This window comes from Myroides odoratimimus, assembly GCF_038039805.1.
Classification (GTDB): Bacteria; Bacteroidota; Bacteroidia; order Flavobacteriales; family Flavobacteriaceae; genus Flavobacterium; species Flavobacterium odoratimimum_B.
Map to the genome: position 1 here is coordinate 1 of NZ_JBBPHK010000006.1, position 19,084 is coordinate 19,084.

General features: G+C 32.4%; 19 protein-coding genes. 5 read left to right on the forward strand and 14 right to left on the reverse strand.

Going from position 1 to position 19,084, the window contains the following annotated elements; all coding sequences use genetic code 11:
- The 5 genes from AABL85_RS06730 to AABL85_RS06750 form a co-directional block, all read left to right on the forward strand.
- A partial coding sequence (locus tag AABL85_RS06730) for a hypothetical protein (RefSeq protein WP_341309602.1) occupies nucleotides 1-264 on the forward strand: 264 nt, incomplete at its 5' end.
- 119 nt (nucleotides 265-383) lie between these two features.
- The gene (locus AABL85_RS06735; RefSeq protein ID WP_286436731.1) at nucleotides 384-539 is read left to right on the forward strand and encodes a hypothetical protein; all 156 of its coding nucleotides are present in this window, start codon (nucleotides 384-386) and stop codon (nucleotides 537-539) included.
- A gap of 33 nt (nucleotides 540-572) precedes the next feature.
- On the forward strand, nucleotides 573-2,315 hold the full coding sequence (locus tag AABL85_RS06740) for a histidine kinase (RefSeq protein WP_341309603.1): 1,743 nt from the start codon (nucleotides 573-575) through the stop codon (nucleotides 2,313-2,315).
- A complete protein-coding gene (locus tag AABL85_RS06745) occupies nucleotides 2,308-2,979 on the forward strand; it encodes a response regulator (protein ID WP_286413516.1) in 672 nt (223 codons plus the stop codon). Before AABL85_RS06740 ends, AABL85_RS06745 begins: the two co-directional genes overlap by 8 nt.
- A gap of 144 nt (nucleotides 2,980-3,123) precedes the next feature.
- Entirely contained in the window at nucleotides 3,124-3,462 is a 339-nt protein-coding gene (locus AABL85_RS06750) for a hypothetical protein (protein ID WP_286413515.1), read from the forward strand.
- Between the two features lie 31 nt (nucleotides 3,463-3,493).
- Here the strand turns inward: AABL85_RS06750 and clpX are convergent, their stop codons facing one another.
- From clpX to AABL85_RS06820, 14 genes are all read right to left on the reverse strand, one after another.
- Nucleotides 3,494-4,735, reverse strand: a complete 1,242-nt coding sequence (gene clpX / locus AABL85_RS06755) for an ATP-dependent Clp protease ATP-binding subunit ClpX (protein ID WP_006257314.1) — start codon at nucleotides 4,733-4,735, stop codon at nucleotides 3,494-3,496.
- Nucleotides 4,736-4,738: 3 nt separating this feature from the next.
- Nucleotides 4,739-5,398 carry an ATP-dependent Clp endopeptidase proteolytic subunit ClpP gene (clpP, locus tag AABL85_RS06760; RefSeq protein ID WP_006257315.1) on the reverse strand — a complete coding sequence of 220 codons (660 nt, stop codon included), beginning with the start codon at nucleotides 5,396-5,398 and terminating at the stop codon, nucleotides 4,739-4,741.
- Between the two features lie 93 nt (nucleotides 5,399-5,491).
- Nucleotides 5,492-6,814: a trigger factor gene (gene tig, locus AABL85_RS06765; RefSeq protein WP_341309604.1), complete on the reverse strand. Its 1,323-nt coding sequence runs from the start codon at nucleotides 6,812-6,814 to the stop codon at nucleotides 5,492-5,494.
- 97 nt (nucleotides 6,815-6,911) lie between these two features.
- On the reverse strand, nucleotides 6,912-7,268 hold the full coding sequence (locus AABL85_RS06770) for a phage holin family protein (RefSeq protein ID WP_006257317.1): 357 nt from the start codon (nucleotides 7,266-7,268) through the stop codon (nucleotides 6,912-6,914).
- A gap of 32 nt (nucleotides 7,269-7,300) precedes the next feature.
- Nucleotides 7,301-8,929 (reverse strand): hypothetical protein, encoded by a 1,629-nt coding sequence (locus tag AABL85_RS06775; protein WP_341309605.1) that lies wholly within the window; start codon nucleotides 8,927-8,929, stop codon nucleotides 7,301-7,303.
- An 18-nt stretch (nucleotides 8,930-8,947) separates the two neighbouring features.
- Nucleotides 8,948-10,201, reverse strand: coding sequence for an OmpP1/FadL family transporter (locus tag AABL85_RS06780; protein WP_341309606.1), 1,254 nt, complete (start codon nucleotides 10,199-10,201; stop codon nucleotides 8,948-8,950).
- A 321-nt stretch (nucleotides 10,202-10,522) separates the two neighbouring features.
- Nucleotides 10,523-11,302 carry a glutamate racemase gene (gene murI / locus AABL85_RS06785; RefSeq protein ID WP_341309607.1) on the reverse strand — a complete coding sequence of 260 codons (780 nt, stop codon included), beginning with the start codon at nucleotides 11,300-11,302 and terminating at the stop codon, nucleotides 10,523-10,525.
- Nucleotides 11,303-11,371: 69 nt separating this feature from the next.
- Nucleotides 11,372-11,887: an OmpH family outer membrane protein gene (locus tag AABL85_RS06790; RefSeq protein WP_006257321.1), complete on the reverse strand. Its 516-nt coding sequence runs from the start codon at nucleotides 11,885-11,887 to the stop codon at nucleotides 11,372-11,374.
- 17 nt (nucleotides 11,888-11,904) lie between these two features.
- Complete coding sequence (locus tag AABL85_RS06795; RefSeq protein WP_341309608.1) at nucleotides 11,905-13,182, reverse strand: OmpH family outer membrane protein; 1,278 nt, start codon at nucleotides 13,180-13,182, stop codon at nucleotides 11,905-11,907.
- A 31-nt stretch (nucleotides 13,183-13,213) separates the two neighbouring features.
- Nucleotides 13,214-15,880, reverse strand: coding sequence for a BamA/OMP85 family outer membrane protein (locus AABL85_RS06800; RefSeq protein WP_286413509.1), 2,667 nt, complete (start codon nucleotides 15,878-15,880; stop codon nucleotides 13,214-13,216).
- Nucleotides 15,881-15,892: 12 nt separating this feature from the next.
- Nucleotides 15,893-16,633: an isoprenyl transferase gene (locus tag AABL85_RS06805; RefSeq protein WP_286413508.1), complete on the reverse strand. Its 741-nt coding sequence runs from the start codon at nucleotides 16,631-16,633 to the stop codon at nucleotides 15,893-15,895.
- Entirely contained in the window at nucleotides 16,634-17,347 is a 714-nt protein-coding gene (locus tag AABL85_RS06810; protein WP_286436739.1) for a DUF6089 family protein, read from the reverse strand. It lies immediately after the preceding gene.
- 138 nt (nucleotides 17,348-17,485) lie between these two features.
- Entirely contained in the window at nucleotides 17,486-18,373 is an 888-nt protein-coding gene (locus AABL85_RS06815; RefSeq protein WP_286413506.1) for an NAD kinase, read from the reverse strand.
- Between the two features lies 1 nt (nucleotide 18,374).
- On the reverse strand, nucleotides 18,375-19,043 hold the full coding sequence (locus tag AABL85_RS06820) for a CBS domain-containing protein (RefSeq protein ID WP_041888918.1): 669 nt from the start codon (nucleotides 19,041-19,043) through the stop codon (nucleotides 18,375-18,377).
- Nucleotides 19,044-19,084 lie beyond the last annotated feature (41 nt).

The following is a 19,084-nucleotide window of genomic DNA, read 5'->3' on the forward strand; positions in this document are numbered from 1 at the left end:
ATGGTAAGCTGTGATAAAGATGACAACCAACTTCAAATGAAGAAAGAGGTTAAAGCAAATGGAGTGGATCAAGAGATGGACAATAATGATTTAGGTAATACTACTATTAAACCTCCTATAAGAAAAGTAATGAATGAACAAGAGGACAATAATGATTTAGGTAATACTACTATCAAACCTCCAAAAAATGCAAAAAACACAAATGAACAAGTAGACAATAATGATTTAGGTAATACTACCATCAAACCACCTATTAAAAAATAGTCCCTAAATGAAAAGGTTTAAGGAATAAAACTATTCCTTAAACCTTTTTTATTTTTTAATAGTGTAACTTTACTATCTTATTTTATATTAATCTTATAAGAAAAACAGTACAAGCAGTAATGCTATTAGGCGTAATCACATTATCAATGGTAAGCTGTGATAAAGATGACAACCAACTTCAAATGAAGAAAGAGGTTAAAGTAAATGGAGTAGATCAAGAGATGGAAAAAGATGATTGGGGACTAACTCCTATTAAAAGACCTACATCAAAGTAGTTGACCTATTTAGAAAATTACTAAATTCGAAGAATGAAAAGACACCTACACACTTTCTATTCTTCGAATTTTCTTTTGACAACACTTCTACTGTTATCTTTTTGTTCGTGCTTAACAAAACCAGCTAATTCCACTAATGAAAAAGAATCAGAATTAGCTTATAGATATCAAGGTCATGCAGATAGCTTATATAATAAAAATCAATTAGATAGTGCTTTTAGTTTTTTTTTAAAATCTAACTTTTATTTTAAAAAAATTTACAAATCAGAAGAAAGTATTACTTACAACAATCTACGTATAGCTACAATTTATTTAATTATTGGCGACTCCAATAGTGCACAAGAATTAATCATTAAGGAACTTCCTAAAGTTAATAAAGACAATAAACCTTTTGTCATTTATATTTATAATACTTTAGCACATTGTTATACTAATCTAGATGATAATTTAACAGCAATAAAAACATACAAATATGCATTAAAATTAATACCTGAAAATATAGATAAAGATATAATAAACAACAATATAGCTTCTAATTATATTAGTTTAAAAGAATACACTAAAGCAATTGATATTCTACAAAGCATTCTTTCTTCTAATGTATTTAAAGAAATGCCCTTAGAGCAAGCACGAGTCCTTAATAACCTAGGAAAAGCCCTTTACTTACAAGACAAATCACAAGGGTTAAAAGAACTTGAAGAAGCCTTAGCTATAAGACTAAACGATATCAATCAAAATGACATCTATAGAAGCTATATCAACCTAGCAGAATATTATACCTTAAATAAAGATTATCACTCTGCACATGACTATGCCTTAAAGGCTTATGAAATCACTACAACTAATAAAAATAAAAAAGACAAACTACAAGCTCTTGAATACCTCATCAAGTCTAGTACAGACAGTCCCTCTAAGTATTATGCAGATTATATAGACCTTTCTAAAGAAATCGCTACGGAGACTCAGCAAGCGAAGAACCAATTCGCTAAAATACGTTATGACTTTGAACAACATGAACAAGAGAACATTAAGCTAAAACTTGATTTACAACACAGTGAACTAGTATCTGCTAGAAGTAAAAATGCTCTTTATATAAGCCTTCTTTGTTTATTGGCAGGTGGAGTGATTACATCTTTTATTTACAGAAGAATAAAACATCATCATAGACTAGATAAGATTCAACAGTCTTACTTAACAGAAACTAAAATTGCTAAAAAGATACACGACGAATTAGCGAATGATGTATTCAATGCATTAACGTATACACAGAACTTTAACCTTGAAACTCCAGAAACAAAGAATCATTTACTATCTGATCTGGAGTCTATCTATAAAAAAGCAAGAAATATTTCTCTGCAACATAGCTCTATTGCAACGGATGAAACCTTTGTTACGCATTTGACTAATTTATTCAATGAATACACTACTGCTAACTGCCAGATTATCATCTCAGGGCTTGACAATTTTGATTTTTCTCTACTTGATACGAATCAAAAGATAACCATCTATCGAGTAATACAAGAATTATTAGTCAATATGAAGAAACATAGTATGGCTACTATAGTAGTATTCAAATTCAATGAAGATAAAAAATACTTTAAAATATTCTATTCTGATAACGGCGTAGGAATCATACAGGAGGATATTAAATCAAAAAATGGGCTTTCAAATGTGGAAAACCGTATTACTAATATTGGAGGAACATTTATATTTGATTCAACTAATAAACTGGGTGTAAAGTATAATATCCAATTACCGAAAAAAAATTATGTTTAAAAAGATATTAGTTGTCGAGGATTATGATAGTATCAATATTGGTATTGTACAAGCCTTAAGTGACAACATTCCACAGGTCGAAGTATACAGTACTAAATACTGTGATGATGCTTGGCTAAAAATTCAAGGTGCTAAGAACAATAACTCTCCGTTTGATTTAATTATCTCTGACTTGTCTTTTCAAGAAGACTATAGAGAAACTAAACTAAAGGGAGGAGCAGACTTAATCAAATTAATACGTGAACAAGATGACAATCTTAAAGTCATTGTCTATTCTATAGAAAACAGATTTATAGAAGTAAGTGAATTAATAGATGATTTAAAAGTCAATGCTTATATCAGCAAAGGGAGAAATAGTATTAAAGAATTACTAGCAGCTATCACCTATATCCAACAAGAGGAAAAACCTTATCTATCACCAGATATCAAGGATGTAAAAGACAATCCTGTCACACTAGTACTACAAGAGGAAGATTTAACTATTCTCCGTCTACTAGCAGAAGGGTATTCTCAAAGTGAAATGAGTCATAAGTTTAAAGAAGATAATTTATCAATAGCAAGTACAAGTAGTATCGAAAAGAGAATTAGCCGTTTAAGAGTTTCTTTTAATGCTAAAAACACGACACACCTTATTGGTATTGTAAAAGATATGGGAATCATTTAAACCCAGATTCTCCATTAACCAAATACTACAGTAAACTCTAATACTCATCTATCTTTTTGACATAAATATTCACTAAATGAGGTTTTCCGTAAAACACTGTCATTTATAGCCAGTACTTTTACCTTCCATAAATCATGCTGTATTATGCAAAAATATGTTTATCTATTAGTTATCTCTTTCTTTCTTCTTTTTTCTGGTTGTAATGAAGGGCGATATACAGTAATGGAGCCTACAGAAGAAGATAAAGCTTACCAAGTAGAAATAGACTCTATACTTACTATTTACAGTCAACATGCTTCTATCTACTCAGAAATATACCCAAAAGCGTTATATGGTAATAAAGATGCCTTAAAAAGATACTCTGATCTCATGTTAGATATTAATGTATTAGATAATAAATTAAATCTTTTAATTAATCAGAACAGAATAACATCCAACCAACTTAAGAAATATATGAAATTGAGAAAACAATTTACTCAATAAAAAAAGCAGGAAGATCTTTCCTGCTTTTTTATTATGATGCAACTTCTAATCGTTGCAATAAATTTTTATTTAATGCCTGAGCCGTGTAGTCTTTATCTACATTTAACTCTTTTACTCCATCTTGGCTAGGTAACTCATACATAGCGTCTGTTAGAATAGCTTCACATAACGATCTCAACCCTCTAGCTCCTAACTTATACTCTAGTGCTTTATCTACAATATAATCTAAAGCCTCATCAGTAATAGAGAACTTAATACCATCCATTTCGAATAGCTTTTCATATTGTTTTATTAGAGCATTTTTAGGTTCCGTAAGAATTGCACGCAATGTCGTCTTATCTAATGGATCCATATGCGTTAATACAGGTAACCTTCCAATAATCTCAGGAATTAATCCATAGTCCTTAATATCCTTAGGAATAATATACTGCATTAAGTTAGTACGATCAACTTGATCTCCTTCTACTGTAGACTTATATCCTACAGCTTGCATATTTAATCGTTTAGAAATAAGTCTTTCAATTCCGTCAAAAGCTCCTCCTGCTACGAATAGAATGTTCTTTGTGTTTACTTCTATAAACTTCTGATCTGGATGCTTTCTTCCTCCTTTAGGTGGTACATTTACTATACTTCCTTCTAGAAGCTTTAATAAAGCCTGCTGAACTCCTTCTCCTGACACATCACGTGTTATCGATGGGTTATCACTCTTACGCGCGATTTTATCTATCTCATCTATAAAGATGATACCACGCTCTGCTTTTTCTACATCGTAATCTGCAGCTTGTAAAAGTTTAGTAAGAATACCTTCTACGTCTTCTCCTACATAACCAGCCTCTGTTAATACTGTCGCATCTACGATAGCTAATGGTACATTCAACATTCTAGCAATTGTTTTTGCCACTAATGTTTTACCTGTACCTGTCTGTCCTACCATCAAGATATTACTCTTTTCAATTTCGATATCTTGATCATCTCCATTCATTTCTTGTAGAAGACGTTTATAGTGATTATAAACAGCTACAGACATTACTTTCTTAGTTTGATCTTGCCCTATGACATACTCATCTAAGAACGCTCTTATTTCCATTGGTTTCTTAAGTAATAAATCACTTGACAAATCACTTAAATGTTTTGACTGTTGTTCTTCTAATACTATACCATAAGCTTGCTCTACACAACGATCACAAATATGAGCATCTATACCAGCAATTAGAATATTTGTATCAGATTTAGCACGTCCACAGAATGAACATGACATTTCTTCTTTAGCCATAAATTATTTTCTAATTAAAACCTCATCAATCATTCCATATTCTTTAGCCTCTTGTGCAATCATCCAGTAGTCACGATCACTATCATGATGTACTTTCTCCATAGATTGTCCAGAGTGCTTAGAGATGATTTCGTATAATTCATCTTTTAATTTTAATATCTCACGTGCTGTAATTTCGATATCAGAAGCTTGTCCTTGTGCTCCTCCTAATGGTTGGTGAATCATCACTCGTGAATGTGGTAATGCAGAACGTTTTCCTGCAGCTCCAGCACATAATAATACAGCTCCCATTGATGCTGCCATACCTGTACAAATCGTTGCTACATCAGGTTTGATTAACTGCATAGTATCATAGATACCTAATCCAGCATAAACACCTCCTCCAGGAGAGTTCACATAGATACTAATGTCCTTCTCGTTATCTACACTTTCTAAGAATAATAACTGCGCCTGTATAATATTCGCTACATAATCATCAATAGCTGTTCCCATGAAGATGATTCTATCCATCATTAAACGTGAGAACACATCCATAGAAGCAACGTTCATCTGTCTTTCTTCTATGATGTAAGGAGTCATACTACTAACGATTTTATCGTAGTACATACTATTTATTCCTTGGTGCTTTGTAGCAAATTTTTGAAACTCTTTACCAAAATCCATATTCTTCTTCAATTTATTTTAAATACTATATAAAAAAATAAGCGCCTCTCTTTAACAGAAAGACGCTCAAATATACTTATTTTTTTCCGGATATTATTCTCCGTACATTTCCTTAACGAAATCTTTGTAAGATACTTCTTTTACTTCAGCTTTTACTTTATCGTTAAATAAAGCTAACACTTTTTCATTCATAACTTGCTCAGAAATACGTCTAACTTCATCTTGGTTAGTCATTACTCTAGCAACAATATCTTCAACTACTTTAGCTTCAGGATCCATTTGTCCAAACTGAGCCATTTGGTCTTTAATCAACTTAGTAGTATATTCTTTAATTTCTTCGAAGTTTAATTGTAAGTCATATTGAGACATTACTTTACCTTCTACTAATTGGTAACGTAAACCTTTTTCTGATTTTGTGTACTCAGCAGCAGCCTCTTCAGCAGTCATTGGAGTCTCACCTGCATCCATTAACCATTTAGTTAAGAAAGCAGCTGGTAATTCAAATGAAGTATTCTCTAATAAATGCTCGTAAACATCATTTAAGAATTTTTGATCTGCTTGACTAGCAAATTGCTTTTCAGCATCTTCTTTGATTTTTTCTTTTAATTGCTCAACAGAAGTAACAACTCCTTCTCCAAACAATTTATCGAATAACTCTTGGTTTAATTCAGCTTTCTCTGTTTCATTGATTTCGTTGATAGTAAATACTACATCAATTTCTAATCCATGAACTTTATCGTGATCAACAGCTAAAACTTCCATTAATTTATGGTCATCTTCGAATAAACCTTTAGTACTTACAGTAACTTGGTCACCTACTTTTTTACCTATAAATTTCTTTTGGTTAGTTTTAGTTCTGATATCGCTTACAGCAATTTTAACTTCATTGTTGATTCCCTCTTCTTCGTTAACAAAAGAACCTACCATTTCTGATGTCTCTTCTACTATCTCTTTAGAGATCATTTTTCCGTATTGTTTTTGAATAAACTCAACTTGCTCGTCAAGCATAGCGTCATCAGCTACAACTTTGAACTTCTTGATTTTATTTTTACCTTCTAAGTCTAAAGAGAACTCAGGAGCTAATCCTAATTCAAAATCAAATTTTAATACATCTGCATCCCAGTTAATATCATTAGCTACTGGTAATGGATTTCCTAAAATATCTAATTTTTCTTCTACAAGATAGTTACTTAATTTTTCTTGCAAAATTTTGTTTACTTCTTCGAACAATACAGCTTTACCATATTGTTTTACGATTAAACTCATTGGAACTGCACCTTTTCTAAATCCAGGAACGTTTGCGTTCTTTTTGTAGTTAGATAAAACGTTATCTACATTACCTTGGTAATCTTCTTTTGCAAGCTCAATAGTTACGATTGCATTAAGAGCATCTACATTATTTCTTGTAATATTCATTTTTGATGTATTTACATATAAAATTGGGTTGCAAAAATATATTATTTTTACAACCCAAACAACTTTTTAAGTAATTGTATTTCAACTATTAATTTTTTTATCCTCTTCTAGGCTCATCTTTTTGTAGAAACCCATTTACTACAGATTGACAAAATGTCAAGACAACACTAAATAGTAATGCAGTCCAAAATCCACTTACTGTGAAACCATTAACAAAATAGGCTGCTAACTGTATGATAACTGCATTAATTACAAGTAAGAACAATCCCATAGTAACAATAGTCGCAGGTAATGTCATAAACACTAAAATAGGCCTTAAAAACATATTTAATATCCCTAACGCTACCGCCACCCATAGTCCAGTAGTAAAACTCTCTACAAAAACTCCTGGTAATATATTTGCCAATAAAACAACTAAACCAGTAGTAATTAATAATCTAATGATAAATCCCATATTTAATTTTTTGTTTAAAATTAAAAAGAATTTTACTTATTACCAACCATTAATGTTGGCCCAGGGTATACAGCAGGATTAACTAATGGTATACTAGCCTTATAATGTTTATTAATAGATCTTAAAATCTCTGAAGCTATAAATGCATATCCTCTTCCATTTAAATGTACTCCATCTAATGAGAACATAACCGTATTTAAATTCCCCATTCCTTGGAAATAATTAGCTGTATAGATTTGACCATCTTCTACTCTAAGCCCAGAAACTGCTTTATTTAAGATATCATTCATATCAGCTACAGCTAATCCTTTACTAGCAGCTGTTGCTTTAATAATACTATTAAATTGAACTGTAGCTTCTTTGATATTTGCTTGTTCTGTAGGGTTAAGTACAAAAGAATCACTAATAGGGAAACTAACTCCTTTTTTCAGCATAGCATCCATTGTAGGGTTACCTGTTGACTGAGGTAATGAAGCTCCAATCTGTGCCTTACTTGTTAACAGCATTAAATCTTTTGCAGTAGCATGTCTAGCTTGCCCATAAGACATTGCAATAAACTTGATTTGCTCAGGTGTTAATTTTATAGGAAATAAACCTGCTCCAACTACTTGTGTTAACCCTCCTTCTAATAAAGCAGACATATCTGCCAAAGTTTTATCTTGAATTAAAAGTGGATTAGCTGAAGTTTTAGATATCAACTGAAGTCTATCCCCTTGTCCCCCTTTTGCTAAAATTTGTTTTAATAATCCAATTAGACTATTTAGTTGATCTATATTCCCTTCACCAATAAGTTTAGGAGACAATGGATTATAAGGTACTGTCGTAAAAAATGGAATCGCTGTCACATCAGGAACAGTAGCTACCACACCTTTTGCACCTTGAGAAGTTAAGGTAATCGTGATTTGTTCATACACTTGTTTAAATACTCCTACATGAGTAATATCATTTGAACCATACATAGCAGGATTAAGTCCTCCCGCTTTATTTTGATCCACACCTTCTCCTCCTGAAGTAGCATATGCTAATACATCATTAGCCCCAATCCAGTTCGTAAAGAATGTTGGCTTCAGACTCATCGCATCACCTAATACTGTCGCATTATCCGCTGTAGCCGTGCGTACAAAGTATGGGTTAGCGGTAGCAGGAGTGGTTAATAATCCCGATGGATTACCATATCCAGGTGCTATTAAATGGAAAGTCTTAGCACCAGGTACACCAGCATTGTGATATGCTTTTTTCTGTTGCTTAGTCGCTTCTATAGTTACTGCTCTATCAATATTCTGAGGCCCTATAGCTTGTCCATCAGCTCCAGGCATCATATTAACAATCATTCTTGTTGGAAAGCCTGGATTCGCTTGCCCTCCAAACAATAAACCTCCTACATCATTAATATCATCTTCAAATGATGGTTGAGTGAACTCTCCACCTCCTACTACTTTAAATTGTGTTGCCAATATATTAGGAAATGAGTTCTTCTGTCCTGATTTAAAAACAGTTCCATCCATAAACCCAGAAGTAAGAGAGTTTCCAACAGCTACGTATGAACTAAAGTCAGCTTCTCCTGCATAATATGTTCCTGAATTAATCTCGTCTTTAATCGAAGGTTCACATGCTGCTAATAAAGCAATGGCAGGTAATAATAATAAATATCTTTTTTTCATGATTTCTTCCTAATTAAATTAAAAACTATAGCTTACTCCTAGACCACCACTAATTACAGAAGACTTATAAGTCCCTCCAAAAGACACATTCTGACCATCTTCCATAAAATAGTCATAAGAACTATTTGTATCACTAAAGTGTAAATAAGTCAATGACATATCTATTGCTATACCATTCTTAAACTTATAACTAAATCCTCCTGTATAGGCGCGAGAATCATTACGTGGCGTTTCTGGGGCAAAATATCCCTCTTGTACAGGGCTTTCGTCATAATACCAACCAGCTCTAAGTGTTAACTGATCATTCATTGTATACTGTAATCCTAAACGATAAGTACTTGAGTCTTTATAATTACGAGGATTTACAGATGTTCCAATTGCAGGGTTGTCTACAAACTCAATTTCTAATGCTTTATATGCATTCCAAAATGTTCTATTATAATCAAAAGCAAATAACCACTTATTCCAAGTATAAGATGCTCCTACTGCCAATTCTGCTGGCAAAGGCATCTGTGCTTTAATTTTTCCATTTTTAAACAATCCTTGACCATATCCTGGTACATCAGCGAATTTAGACTTACCGCTCTTCTCATCCATAACAATTTTAGAACGATAGTTTAATCCTAATCTTAGATGATCATCTACATTCACCATATATCCAGCTGTCCATCCCCAAGCAGTAACATTTTTAGCTTCTACTGTTACATTCGTTCTATTCCCTTGCTCATCAGTCATACTACGAGACAAGTTTTTATTAAATGTAACTCCACCATTTACAAAAATAGGACCTCCTCCAAAACTAAAGTGTTTACTAACTTTAATAGCTACAGTTGGTTGAAAATAGATTGCCTTTAAATCAATATTGTTTACTAAGTGTGAACCTTGCCAATCTTTATCCCATTCTACTTTACTACCGTATGGTGAGTAGATAGCTAAACCAACTGTCATCCAATCAGTAGCCTTATACGTACCATATGCATAGAATGGTGTTCCTGGATTACGAGTTTCATTCTCCCATCCATAAGTTTTATTCTGAAATTTAGTATCAGCGACTAAAACGCTAACACCTCCTGAAAAATTAAACTTATCTTCCAAATAAACAGATGCAGCAGGGTTAAAGAATAAAGATTCCGCACCACTACTTATGACTGCTACTCCCGTATGTCCCATTGCAAGTTGTTTATTTCCTTGCATTGCAACTCTATACCCCCCAGCAAAGGCTGATGTAGATATCAAAGTAAGTAGAGACAGTGATAATATTTTTCTTATCATAATAAACTGTTATTTATAATTCGTTTATTTCAAATATATACAGTTCTATTAGTTTTACAAATATTTAAGTCTATTTTTAACATTCATATTTTTACTTTTTAATTATTATTAAAATATAACTCAAATAAACTCATTTTAATATAATACAATTAACAAATTAAAAGAATTATGCATGCATACATTAACAGCACATTTATTTAAAAATTAAGAACATATTACATTTTTATTAAACAGACAATTATCTAACAACAAAAACAACCAATAAAAAAGAGACATACACTCGGTATATCTCTTTTTACAATATTTCTTAATCTACTTAGACTAAAATTTTCTATACTCCACTATTCCATTAGAAGGAACAAATTCTTTAAGGATAGACACATCTGTATTACTAAAAAAATAATTAACACCTCTACTTTCTTTAGTAGTAAGTAAATCCAAGTCTTCTAATATTTTTTTTGTTTGTTTAGCAACTGCTCTTCCAGAATCAATAATCTTTATTTCTTTTGGAATAATCGTTTCTATAATAGGTATAAGATAAGGATAATGAGTACAACCTAAAACTAGAGTATCTATTCCTTTTTCTACCATAGGTTCTAAATAAGAACGAAGTAAATCCTTCATCTCCTGAGAATGAATCCTTCCATTCTCTATCAAGTTAACTAAATTATATCCTATTTGCTCAATGATCTCTATATCAGGATACATCTTGACCTTAGAAGTAAAGAAGTCACTTGTAATCGTTCCTTTAGTAGCCAATATACCTATTTTAGAAGTCTTCGTTAAGATAGTAGCTGGTTTAATAGCTGGCTCAATTCCGATAATAGGAATATGACACCTAGCTCTTATCTCACTTATTGCATTAGTCGTTGCTGTATTACATGCTACAACTACAATCTTACAATTCAAAGAGACTAAATACTCAACATTTTTAAGAGATAAATCTATTATTTCTTGTTTTGTTTTGATTCCATAAGGAGCATAAAGCTGATCACCTATAAAGATAGTATCTTCGTTTGGCATTAAGAGATTAATCTCTTGCCAGATAGTTGTTCCTCCTATTCCAGAGTCAAATAAACCTATAGGGTTGTTCTTAGTCATATACAAATATAAAAAAAACCACTCTTTAACAAGAGCGGTTTTGATTATGATTATTTAATTAAACTAAAATTAATTAGCTCCTAATTCTTTTTTTACATCAGCTAAAAGGTCTGCTCCTCCCGCTAATAAAACTCCAGAACCATTAGAAGAATCTAATACATAGTCAAATCCTTTAGATTTTCCTACTTTCTGGATAGCCGCTAAAGCTTTTTCTACGATAGGTTGAGTTAACTCTAACTCTTTCTTACCGTAATCTTGTTGAGCTGTTGTTTGAAACTGTTGAATTCTTTGTTGTAATTCATCGATTTCTTTAGCTCTTTCTTCATTTTTAGCATCTCCTGCGGTAGCAGCTTCTGCTTGGTATTGTTGAATCTTAGTTTGGTAAGTAGACATCATTGTAGAAATTTCTTTCTCGTATCCTTCACCTATTTTCTTTAATTCAGCATTAGCATTTTTCATCGCTGGTAATTCTGTCATTAAAGCTCTTACGTCGATATGTGCTACTTTAGATTGAGCCATTACCGCTGTAGTACTAACTCCGAAAAACATTGTAGCTGCAATTAATAAAGATTTCATTTTTCTCATCTTTCTCGATTTTTGATTTATATTTTATTGTTATTCAACTTTTTATTAGCTTCTTCAGCTTTCTTTCTCGCCTCTTCTTGCTTCTGCAAGATTAGTAACTTTCTATCTTCTTGCTCTTTTAAGATACGCTGTCTTCGCTCTTCTTGCTTACGTAGAGACTCATCTATCAGCTCTTGTCGCCTTTTCAACGCTTCTTCTTGCTTGCGTTTTTGTTCTGCTTCTCTTTTTTCTTGAGCTACTCTGCGTTCTTCTTGTAATTTTTCTATATCTACAGAAGATTTTTTAGACTGTTGATCTAAAGCTTGTTGCTTTCTTCTCTCTAACTCTTCTTGTATCAGTCTATCTCTTTCTGCTTTACGTCTATCAGATTCAGCTTGTTGCTCCTCCATCATTTTTAATCGTTCTTGAGTAGCTTTTTCTCTATTTTTCTCATTTTGCAAACGCTTATCTTCTGCTTGCTGTTTACGCTCTTCGATTAACTGCTTCTGAGCTTCAATTTTCTCCGCTTTTTCTTGTTTCAGTTTCTCTTGCTTCTCTATCTGCTCCTTAATTTGTTCCTCTTTTCTTCTCTGAAGTTCTTGCTCTCTCTGATAATTAACATCGTTTGCTAGCTCTTCTTTTCTCTTCTTTTCCTCAATTCGCATGATGCGCTCAGCTTCTTCCTTGCGTCTCTGTTGCTCTTCACGTCTACTCTGTCTTAGAGACATTGCATCCTCTTTCTGCTCTTCTTCTTCTACTGCTTGTGCTTCCGACTTAGTCATTCCTTGCTTTCTACGAGCTGTAGCAAGTCTACGTAAAACTAAGTCGCTAATATCGTGTTTTTTTGTAGCAATTACCATAGTAGCCTCAGAATTTTTATCTAGAACGTAATCAAATTTACGAGCCTCTGCAATATCTTCCACTACAGCAAAAACCTGATCTTGTATTGGTTTAGCTAACATGATTTTTTGTGTAATCAAATCACCTGACGTACCAAATCTCTTTTGTTGATATTGAAAAAGCTCATCCTCTAATATAGCGATTTCTTCTTCTTTCTCTTCTATCAACTCTCTGGTTAATAAAATTCGTTCAGCTGCTAGATTATTTTTTAATTTTTTAATCTCAGCCTTCTTTTTATCAACATCTCCTTTCCACGTATTTGCTCTTTCATCTAATTGACTAGTAGCCTGTAGATACTCTGGTGTCTGACTTAAGATGTACTCCATATCAATGTAGGCTACACGAGCACTACCACCTTGAGCCACTACTGATACTAATCCAAAAATACTAAATAATAAAGTTAAATACGTTTTCATTCTAAATCAAGTTTATGATGTAACTAGTACATTAAAACGATTGCCCAAGAATAAAGTGTGTTTGAAATCCACTCTTCTGAGTAGTACCTGGCACAGAATCGAATCCATATCCAAAGTCAATACCTAACAATCCAAACATCGGCATAAACACACGAACACCAAAACCAGCAGAACGTTTTAATTCAAACGGACTATAGTCTTTAAATGATGCAAATGAGTTCCCTGCTTCTGCGAAAGTCAACACATAAACTGATGCACTTGGCTTTAATGTAATAGGGTAACGTAATTCTAACGAAAATTTATTATAAATAGTACCTCCGATTTGTTCTCCTCTATCATTATATGGTGTTAATGTCTGATTTTGGTATCCTCTTAACTGAATTACCTCACGACCATCTAATGAATAATTCGCTAATCCATCACCTCCTACATAGAACCTTTCAAATGGAACAACACCTCTATTATTGTTGTAAGCTCCCATATATCCAAACTCTCCAAGTGCACGAACTACTAATTTATCATAGATAGTTGTATACCAATCTCCTTTGAATTTTAATTTGTAGTATTCTAACCAATTAAATTTCTTTTGATCCACTTTAGCTACATCTGCTGTAGCATCTTCCCAATTATTAACTGGTCTATAGCTAGAATCTAAATAAGTTCCTACAGGGATAGTCGCTCCAGTTACTGGATCTATTGCACCTGCTTTTGCTCTTAATTTATATTCTTGCTGATCACCAAGGTTTTTATAATCTACATTGTTAAACAACGAATATGGAGCAGTAAACTTACCACTTACACTAAAGAAAGAACCAAACGTTGGGAAAATCGGGTCATTACCACGATTATCACGTCTTAATTCAATCTGATAAGCTAAGTTACGAGAATCTCCATCTCCGAATGTAAATAATCCTGTATTATAATTTTTCATATTATAATATTGGAAACTCAAAGTATGAGATAATACAAAGTTATCATCTGGCACACTTAATTGTTTAGCTATACCAAATTGTAATGTTGTAATATCAAATCCTCTACTTCTATCTGTACGACGATTTACATAATCATAAAGATTCTGTGTACTGTACGCTACTGTACCAAAGAAGTTAATAGGTTTACGCCCTCCAAACCATGGCTCAGAGAAACTTATACTATATGTTTGATAGTAAGTACTTCCTTGTAGACGTAGTGATAAAGACTGTCCGTCTCCCATTGGGAATGGTTTATAAGACTTCTTATTAAATATATTTCTCAATGAAAAGTTATTAAACGACAGTCCTAATGTACCGATGAATCCTCCACCACCGTATCCTCCTTGTAATTCAACCTGACTCGATCCTTTTTCAGTTACTTGCCAGTCGATATCAACTGTTCCAGAATTTGGATCAGCATTTTTTACATCTGGAATAATTGCTTGTGCATCAAAAATATTTAACCCTCCAAGTCTACGAATTGTTTCCATCACTAACGATTTACTCCATATCTCACCTGGACGAGTTCTTATATCTCTATGAACTACGTGATCGTGTGTGTTATCATTACCAGAAACAGTAATATTATTAAACCTTGCGATAGGTCCTTCCACAATTCTTACCTCGAAATCGATTGTATCATTTGCAGTTCTAACCTCAACTGGGTTAACGTTAGAGAATAAATATCCATTATTCTGATACACATTTGATATATAATATCCATCGGGATCAGTTTTATCATCTATACGTTTATCAAGCAAGACTCCATTATAAACATCACCTTTCTCAATACCTAATACTTGCTTTAGTTGACTATTAGTATAAACGGTGTTACCAATAAAACGAATGTCTCCGAAGTAATATTTATTACCTTCAGTAACATCAATATTTATACTGATTCTATTTGTTTCAGGATTATAGCTTGTTGTATCAGCAATTATACGAGCATCTCTATAACCATTCTCTTTATATTTACTAACAAGTTTATCTAAATCCTCTTCATATTTAGCTTTGATAAACTTAGAAGGCTTGAAAATACGCAAAGGATTAAAAGGACTACGTTGCTTAGTCTCCTTCATTGCTTTTTTCAATTTCTTATCGCTTAACTGTGTATTACCACTAAAAGCTATCTCTTCTATACGAACTTTTTTCCCTTTATCTATTCCAACTAATAGTTCTACTGTTCGGCCTGTCGAATCAGCTGGAATAGTATTTAAAGTTACCTTTGTATTGTAGTAACCATCCTTCTTATACTTATTTAATAAGAAATACTTAGTAGTAGATAGAAAGTTGTCATTAACAATTTTACCTCTGTTCAGTTTAGCTTCTTTAATAAGAGCTTCAGACTTTGCCTTTTTAAAACCTTTAATCTTTACACTTTTTAAACGAGGTAATTCATTTAAAGTAAGTTCTAAATTAATAGTGTCATTTACAACAGATGTTTCGTAGAAGTTAATATCAGTAAATGAACCAACCTTCCATAACTTTGTAAGAGCATGCGAAAGCTCTTCTCCAGGCACAGCTATTTTTTGGCCTTTAGAAAGCCCTGTAAAAGTAACTATCGTTTGTGGGTTTAAGCTATATTTTCCTGTCACTGTTATATTTCCTAAAGTATAGATTTTAGGAGCTTCGAAAGAAGGGACTTTTATACTGTCCTGTGCATGCACATGAGAGTATACTAAACCAGCAATAAACAGTGCAAAAAGAGATGTACCTTTTTGAAACATTAGATTCGTTTTTTATTTTATTTGTTCACTTGTTTTTCCAAACCTTCTTTCTCTATTTTGATAAGTAAGAAGGGCTTTATAGAGTTCCTCTTCCGTAAAATCCGGCCAAAGTACCTCTGTAAAATAAAGCTCAGAATAAGCGATTTGCCATAACAAAAAGTTACTTATTCGTTGCTCTCCACTTGTTCTAACTAATAGGTCAACATCAGGTAGATCACTCGTGTAAAGATGATTATTTATAACTGATTCATCTATATCAGCCTCCGAAATTAAGTTATTTTTAACTTTAAATGAAATTTCTTTTACAGCTTTTATTAGTTCAGCTCTAGAACCATAGCTCAATGCCAATGTTAAAGTCATTTGAGTATTGTCTTTAGTCTGTTCTAATACATCTCTTAATTGAGCTTGTACTTTCTCTGGTAATAAAGATAAATCACCTATAGCATTAAGTTTAATATTATTCTTTGTAAAAGTAGGGAGTTCCTTTTTTAGTGACTTCACTAATAATTTCATTAACATCTCTACTTCCAATTTGGGACGATTCCAATTCTCAGTAGAAAATGCATATAAAGTTAAATGCTTAATTCCTAACTTAACGCATGTGCTAATAGTAGTACGCACGGACTTAACACCATTCTCATGGCCTAGCGTTCTTAGAAATCCTTTTTGTTTTGCCCATCTACCGTTACCATCCATAATGATGGCTAAGTGATTAGGTAAATTGTCTGTGTTAATCTGTTCTTTCAAATTCATTTAATCTGCACAATAACATGGGTTATTTCCAAAAGTATAACTTATCGATATACCTGAGTAAAAAAACCAATCATTTCCGTTTTTACCAAAGCCATAAGACTTTTTATTTGCGTCTGTAGGACTACTTCCATCTAAATTATTAGTGAAAGTATAATGTGCAGCTACTTCAGCATTCAGATTTATCTTAGGAGTAAGTCTTAATTTTAACCCACCTGCAAAAGGTATAGCCATTGAATTTTTCTTTTCTCCTTTTACTAAATCCACACTTGTTGACTCAAACCCTTCAATAGGGGTGCTGGGTCTAAAGTAAATATCATTATATCTTATACCTGATACTCCAACAAAAAGATAAGGTGTAAAACCAAAATTTTCCTGATGTAAATCAAATTCAAAAAAATTGAATTCAATTCCAACTGACAATTGTTGAATAGTATTAGTAAAACTATATCCTCTTTCTTTTCGGCTTCCCATATCAGACTTAGCATCATCACCTCCTATTTTATGGTGCGAATAACTAATTCTAAACGAGTGCCTAGGACTTCTATTCCAACGATAAAACACATTATACCCCATATCCTTTGGTGCTATATATTGAGTAGAACCAATATCTCCTACATAATTAGAACCCCCAAGCCCTACACCGAATTCGTGAATCTGAGCTTTAGCTATAACTGTTGTAAGTATCAGTAATAGAGATATAAGAATTTTATTCATTCTGTTAAAATAATTTACAAATATAGTAATATAGACCTTTCAAAATCTAATTTTTTCTCATGGATTGACCAAATGAGGTTAAGCTATTTTGTTCTAAACGTAGAAAACCCTTAAAAAGTATATAGTTTATTGACTTTTTTAATTTCTCTTATCCTCTCCCCACAGTAATTTATTTCTCAATGTCTTAATAAAGCTCTGAGTAGGGAACTCTACTAAATCTACCGTAAAGGGAGCTTTAGTAATAATTAATTCTGTATCATTATCCACAGCTTTTGTAGTTGTATCAAGTGACACTAAGAACTGCTTCTCTCTAGAACTTACTTTTAACTTAATTGTTAAATTATCTCGGATAACCAACGGTCTCACATTTAAATTATGTGGTGCCAATGGAGTTAATACAAAACAACCTGTTTCAGGTTCTATTATTGGCCCACCACAGCTTAGAGAGTATCCTGTAGATCCTGAAGGAGTAGATATAATCAACCCATCTGCCCAATAAGTAGCTAAAAACTCATCATCTAAATAAGTTTCTACTGTAATCATGGAAGTTGTATTCTTCCTTGATACAGTCACCTCGTTTAAGGCATACTGAATATCAAAAGCATTATTTTCTTCAGGTAAACAATTTAAGCTCAACAAAGATCTTTTTGACCTCTTAAACTTACTTTCAAACAATAAAGGAATATGCTCCTCTAAATTATCGTGTTGTACATTAGCTAAAAAACCTAATCTTCCTGCATTAATTCCCACAATTGGGATATTCGTGTTTTTAATAAAATTAGCGGCACGCAACATTGTTCCATCACCTCCCACGCTAATAAAAAAATCCACTTCACTAGTCAATGGATTATTCGTTCCAAACGTTTGGTATTCTTTATCAAGAATATCTTGTTCATTCAATAGACTGTAAAACTTTTCTTCAAACACTACTTCTGTGTTCTCGTATTTTTGAAATAAGTTAAATAACCTACGTACTATATTTTGTACTATAGGTTTGGCAGTCTGTCCATAAATCGCAAACTTCATATTATATGTTTAGATATTTATTAAGGTATTCTGTTCTTTCCTTTAGATCATTAATATGCGTATCTTCTGAAAGTGTACTAACTATCTCATAACCATAACGTCTTAGGTCATCTAGAATAACCTTTGTATTGATACTATTAGTTTTAACTAATAGTTGAGTATTATGATTATTATTAGACAATAGTAATAGACCTATCATTTTAGCATTATTACCTTCTACTATTTGTGTTATTTCTGAGAAGCTATAATCTAAATGTCCTTTTTCGATGACAAAAGTAGTGCCCTTTTCATCAAAAAACATTGTTTTACTCCATTCATTTAACAAATATTCTTTAGAATATATTCCTTTTATTTTTCCCTCTTCATCTAATAGCGGAATTGTATTCGTATCACACTGACTAAACAAATCAAAAAAATCAAAAGGATTCAAATTAGAAGATTCTAAAAGATAGAACTTATCTAAATCATACATAACATCCTGAATAGTGCTATCGATATCAGCTGTATAAATATCCTCTGTATTGATATTACCAATCCAGATATCATCTTTATTCACCACAGGAAGATGAGAATAGTTACTTTTTTCTAGATAAGGCAGAATATCTTTAATAAGCGTATTCAATTTACAGATAGGATAATCTGTTAGTAGAAAGAAGTCAGGAGATAACATAATTCAAGGTTATTATTTAGAAGTGCAAAATAATCAAAAAT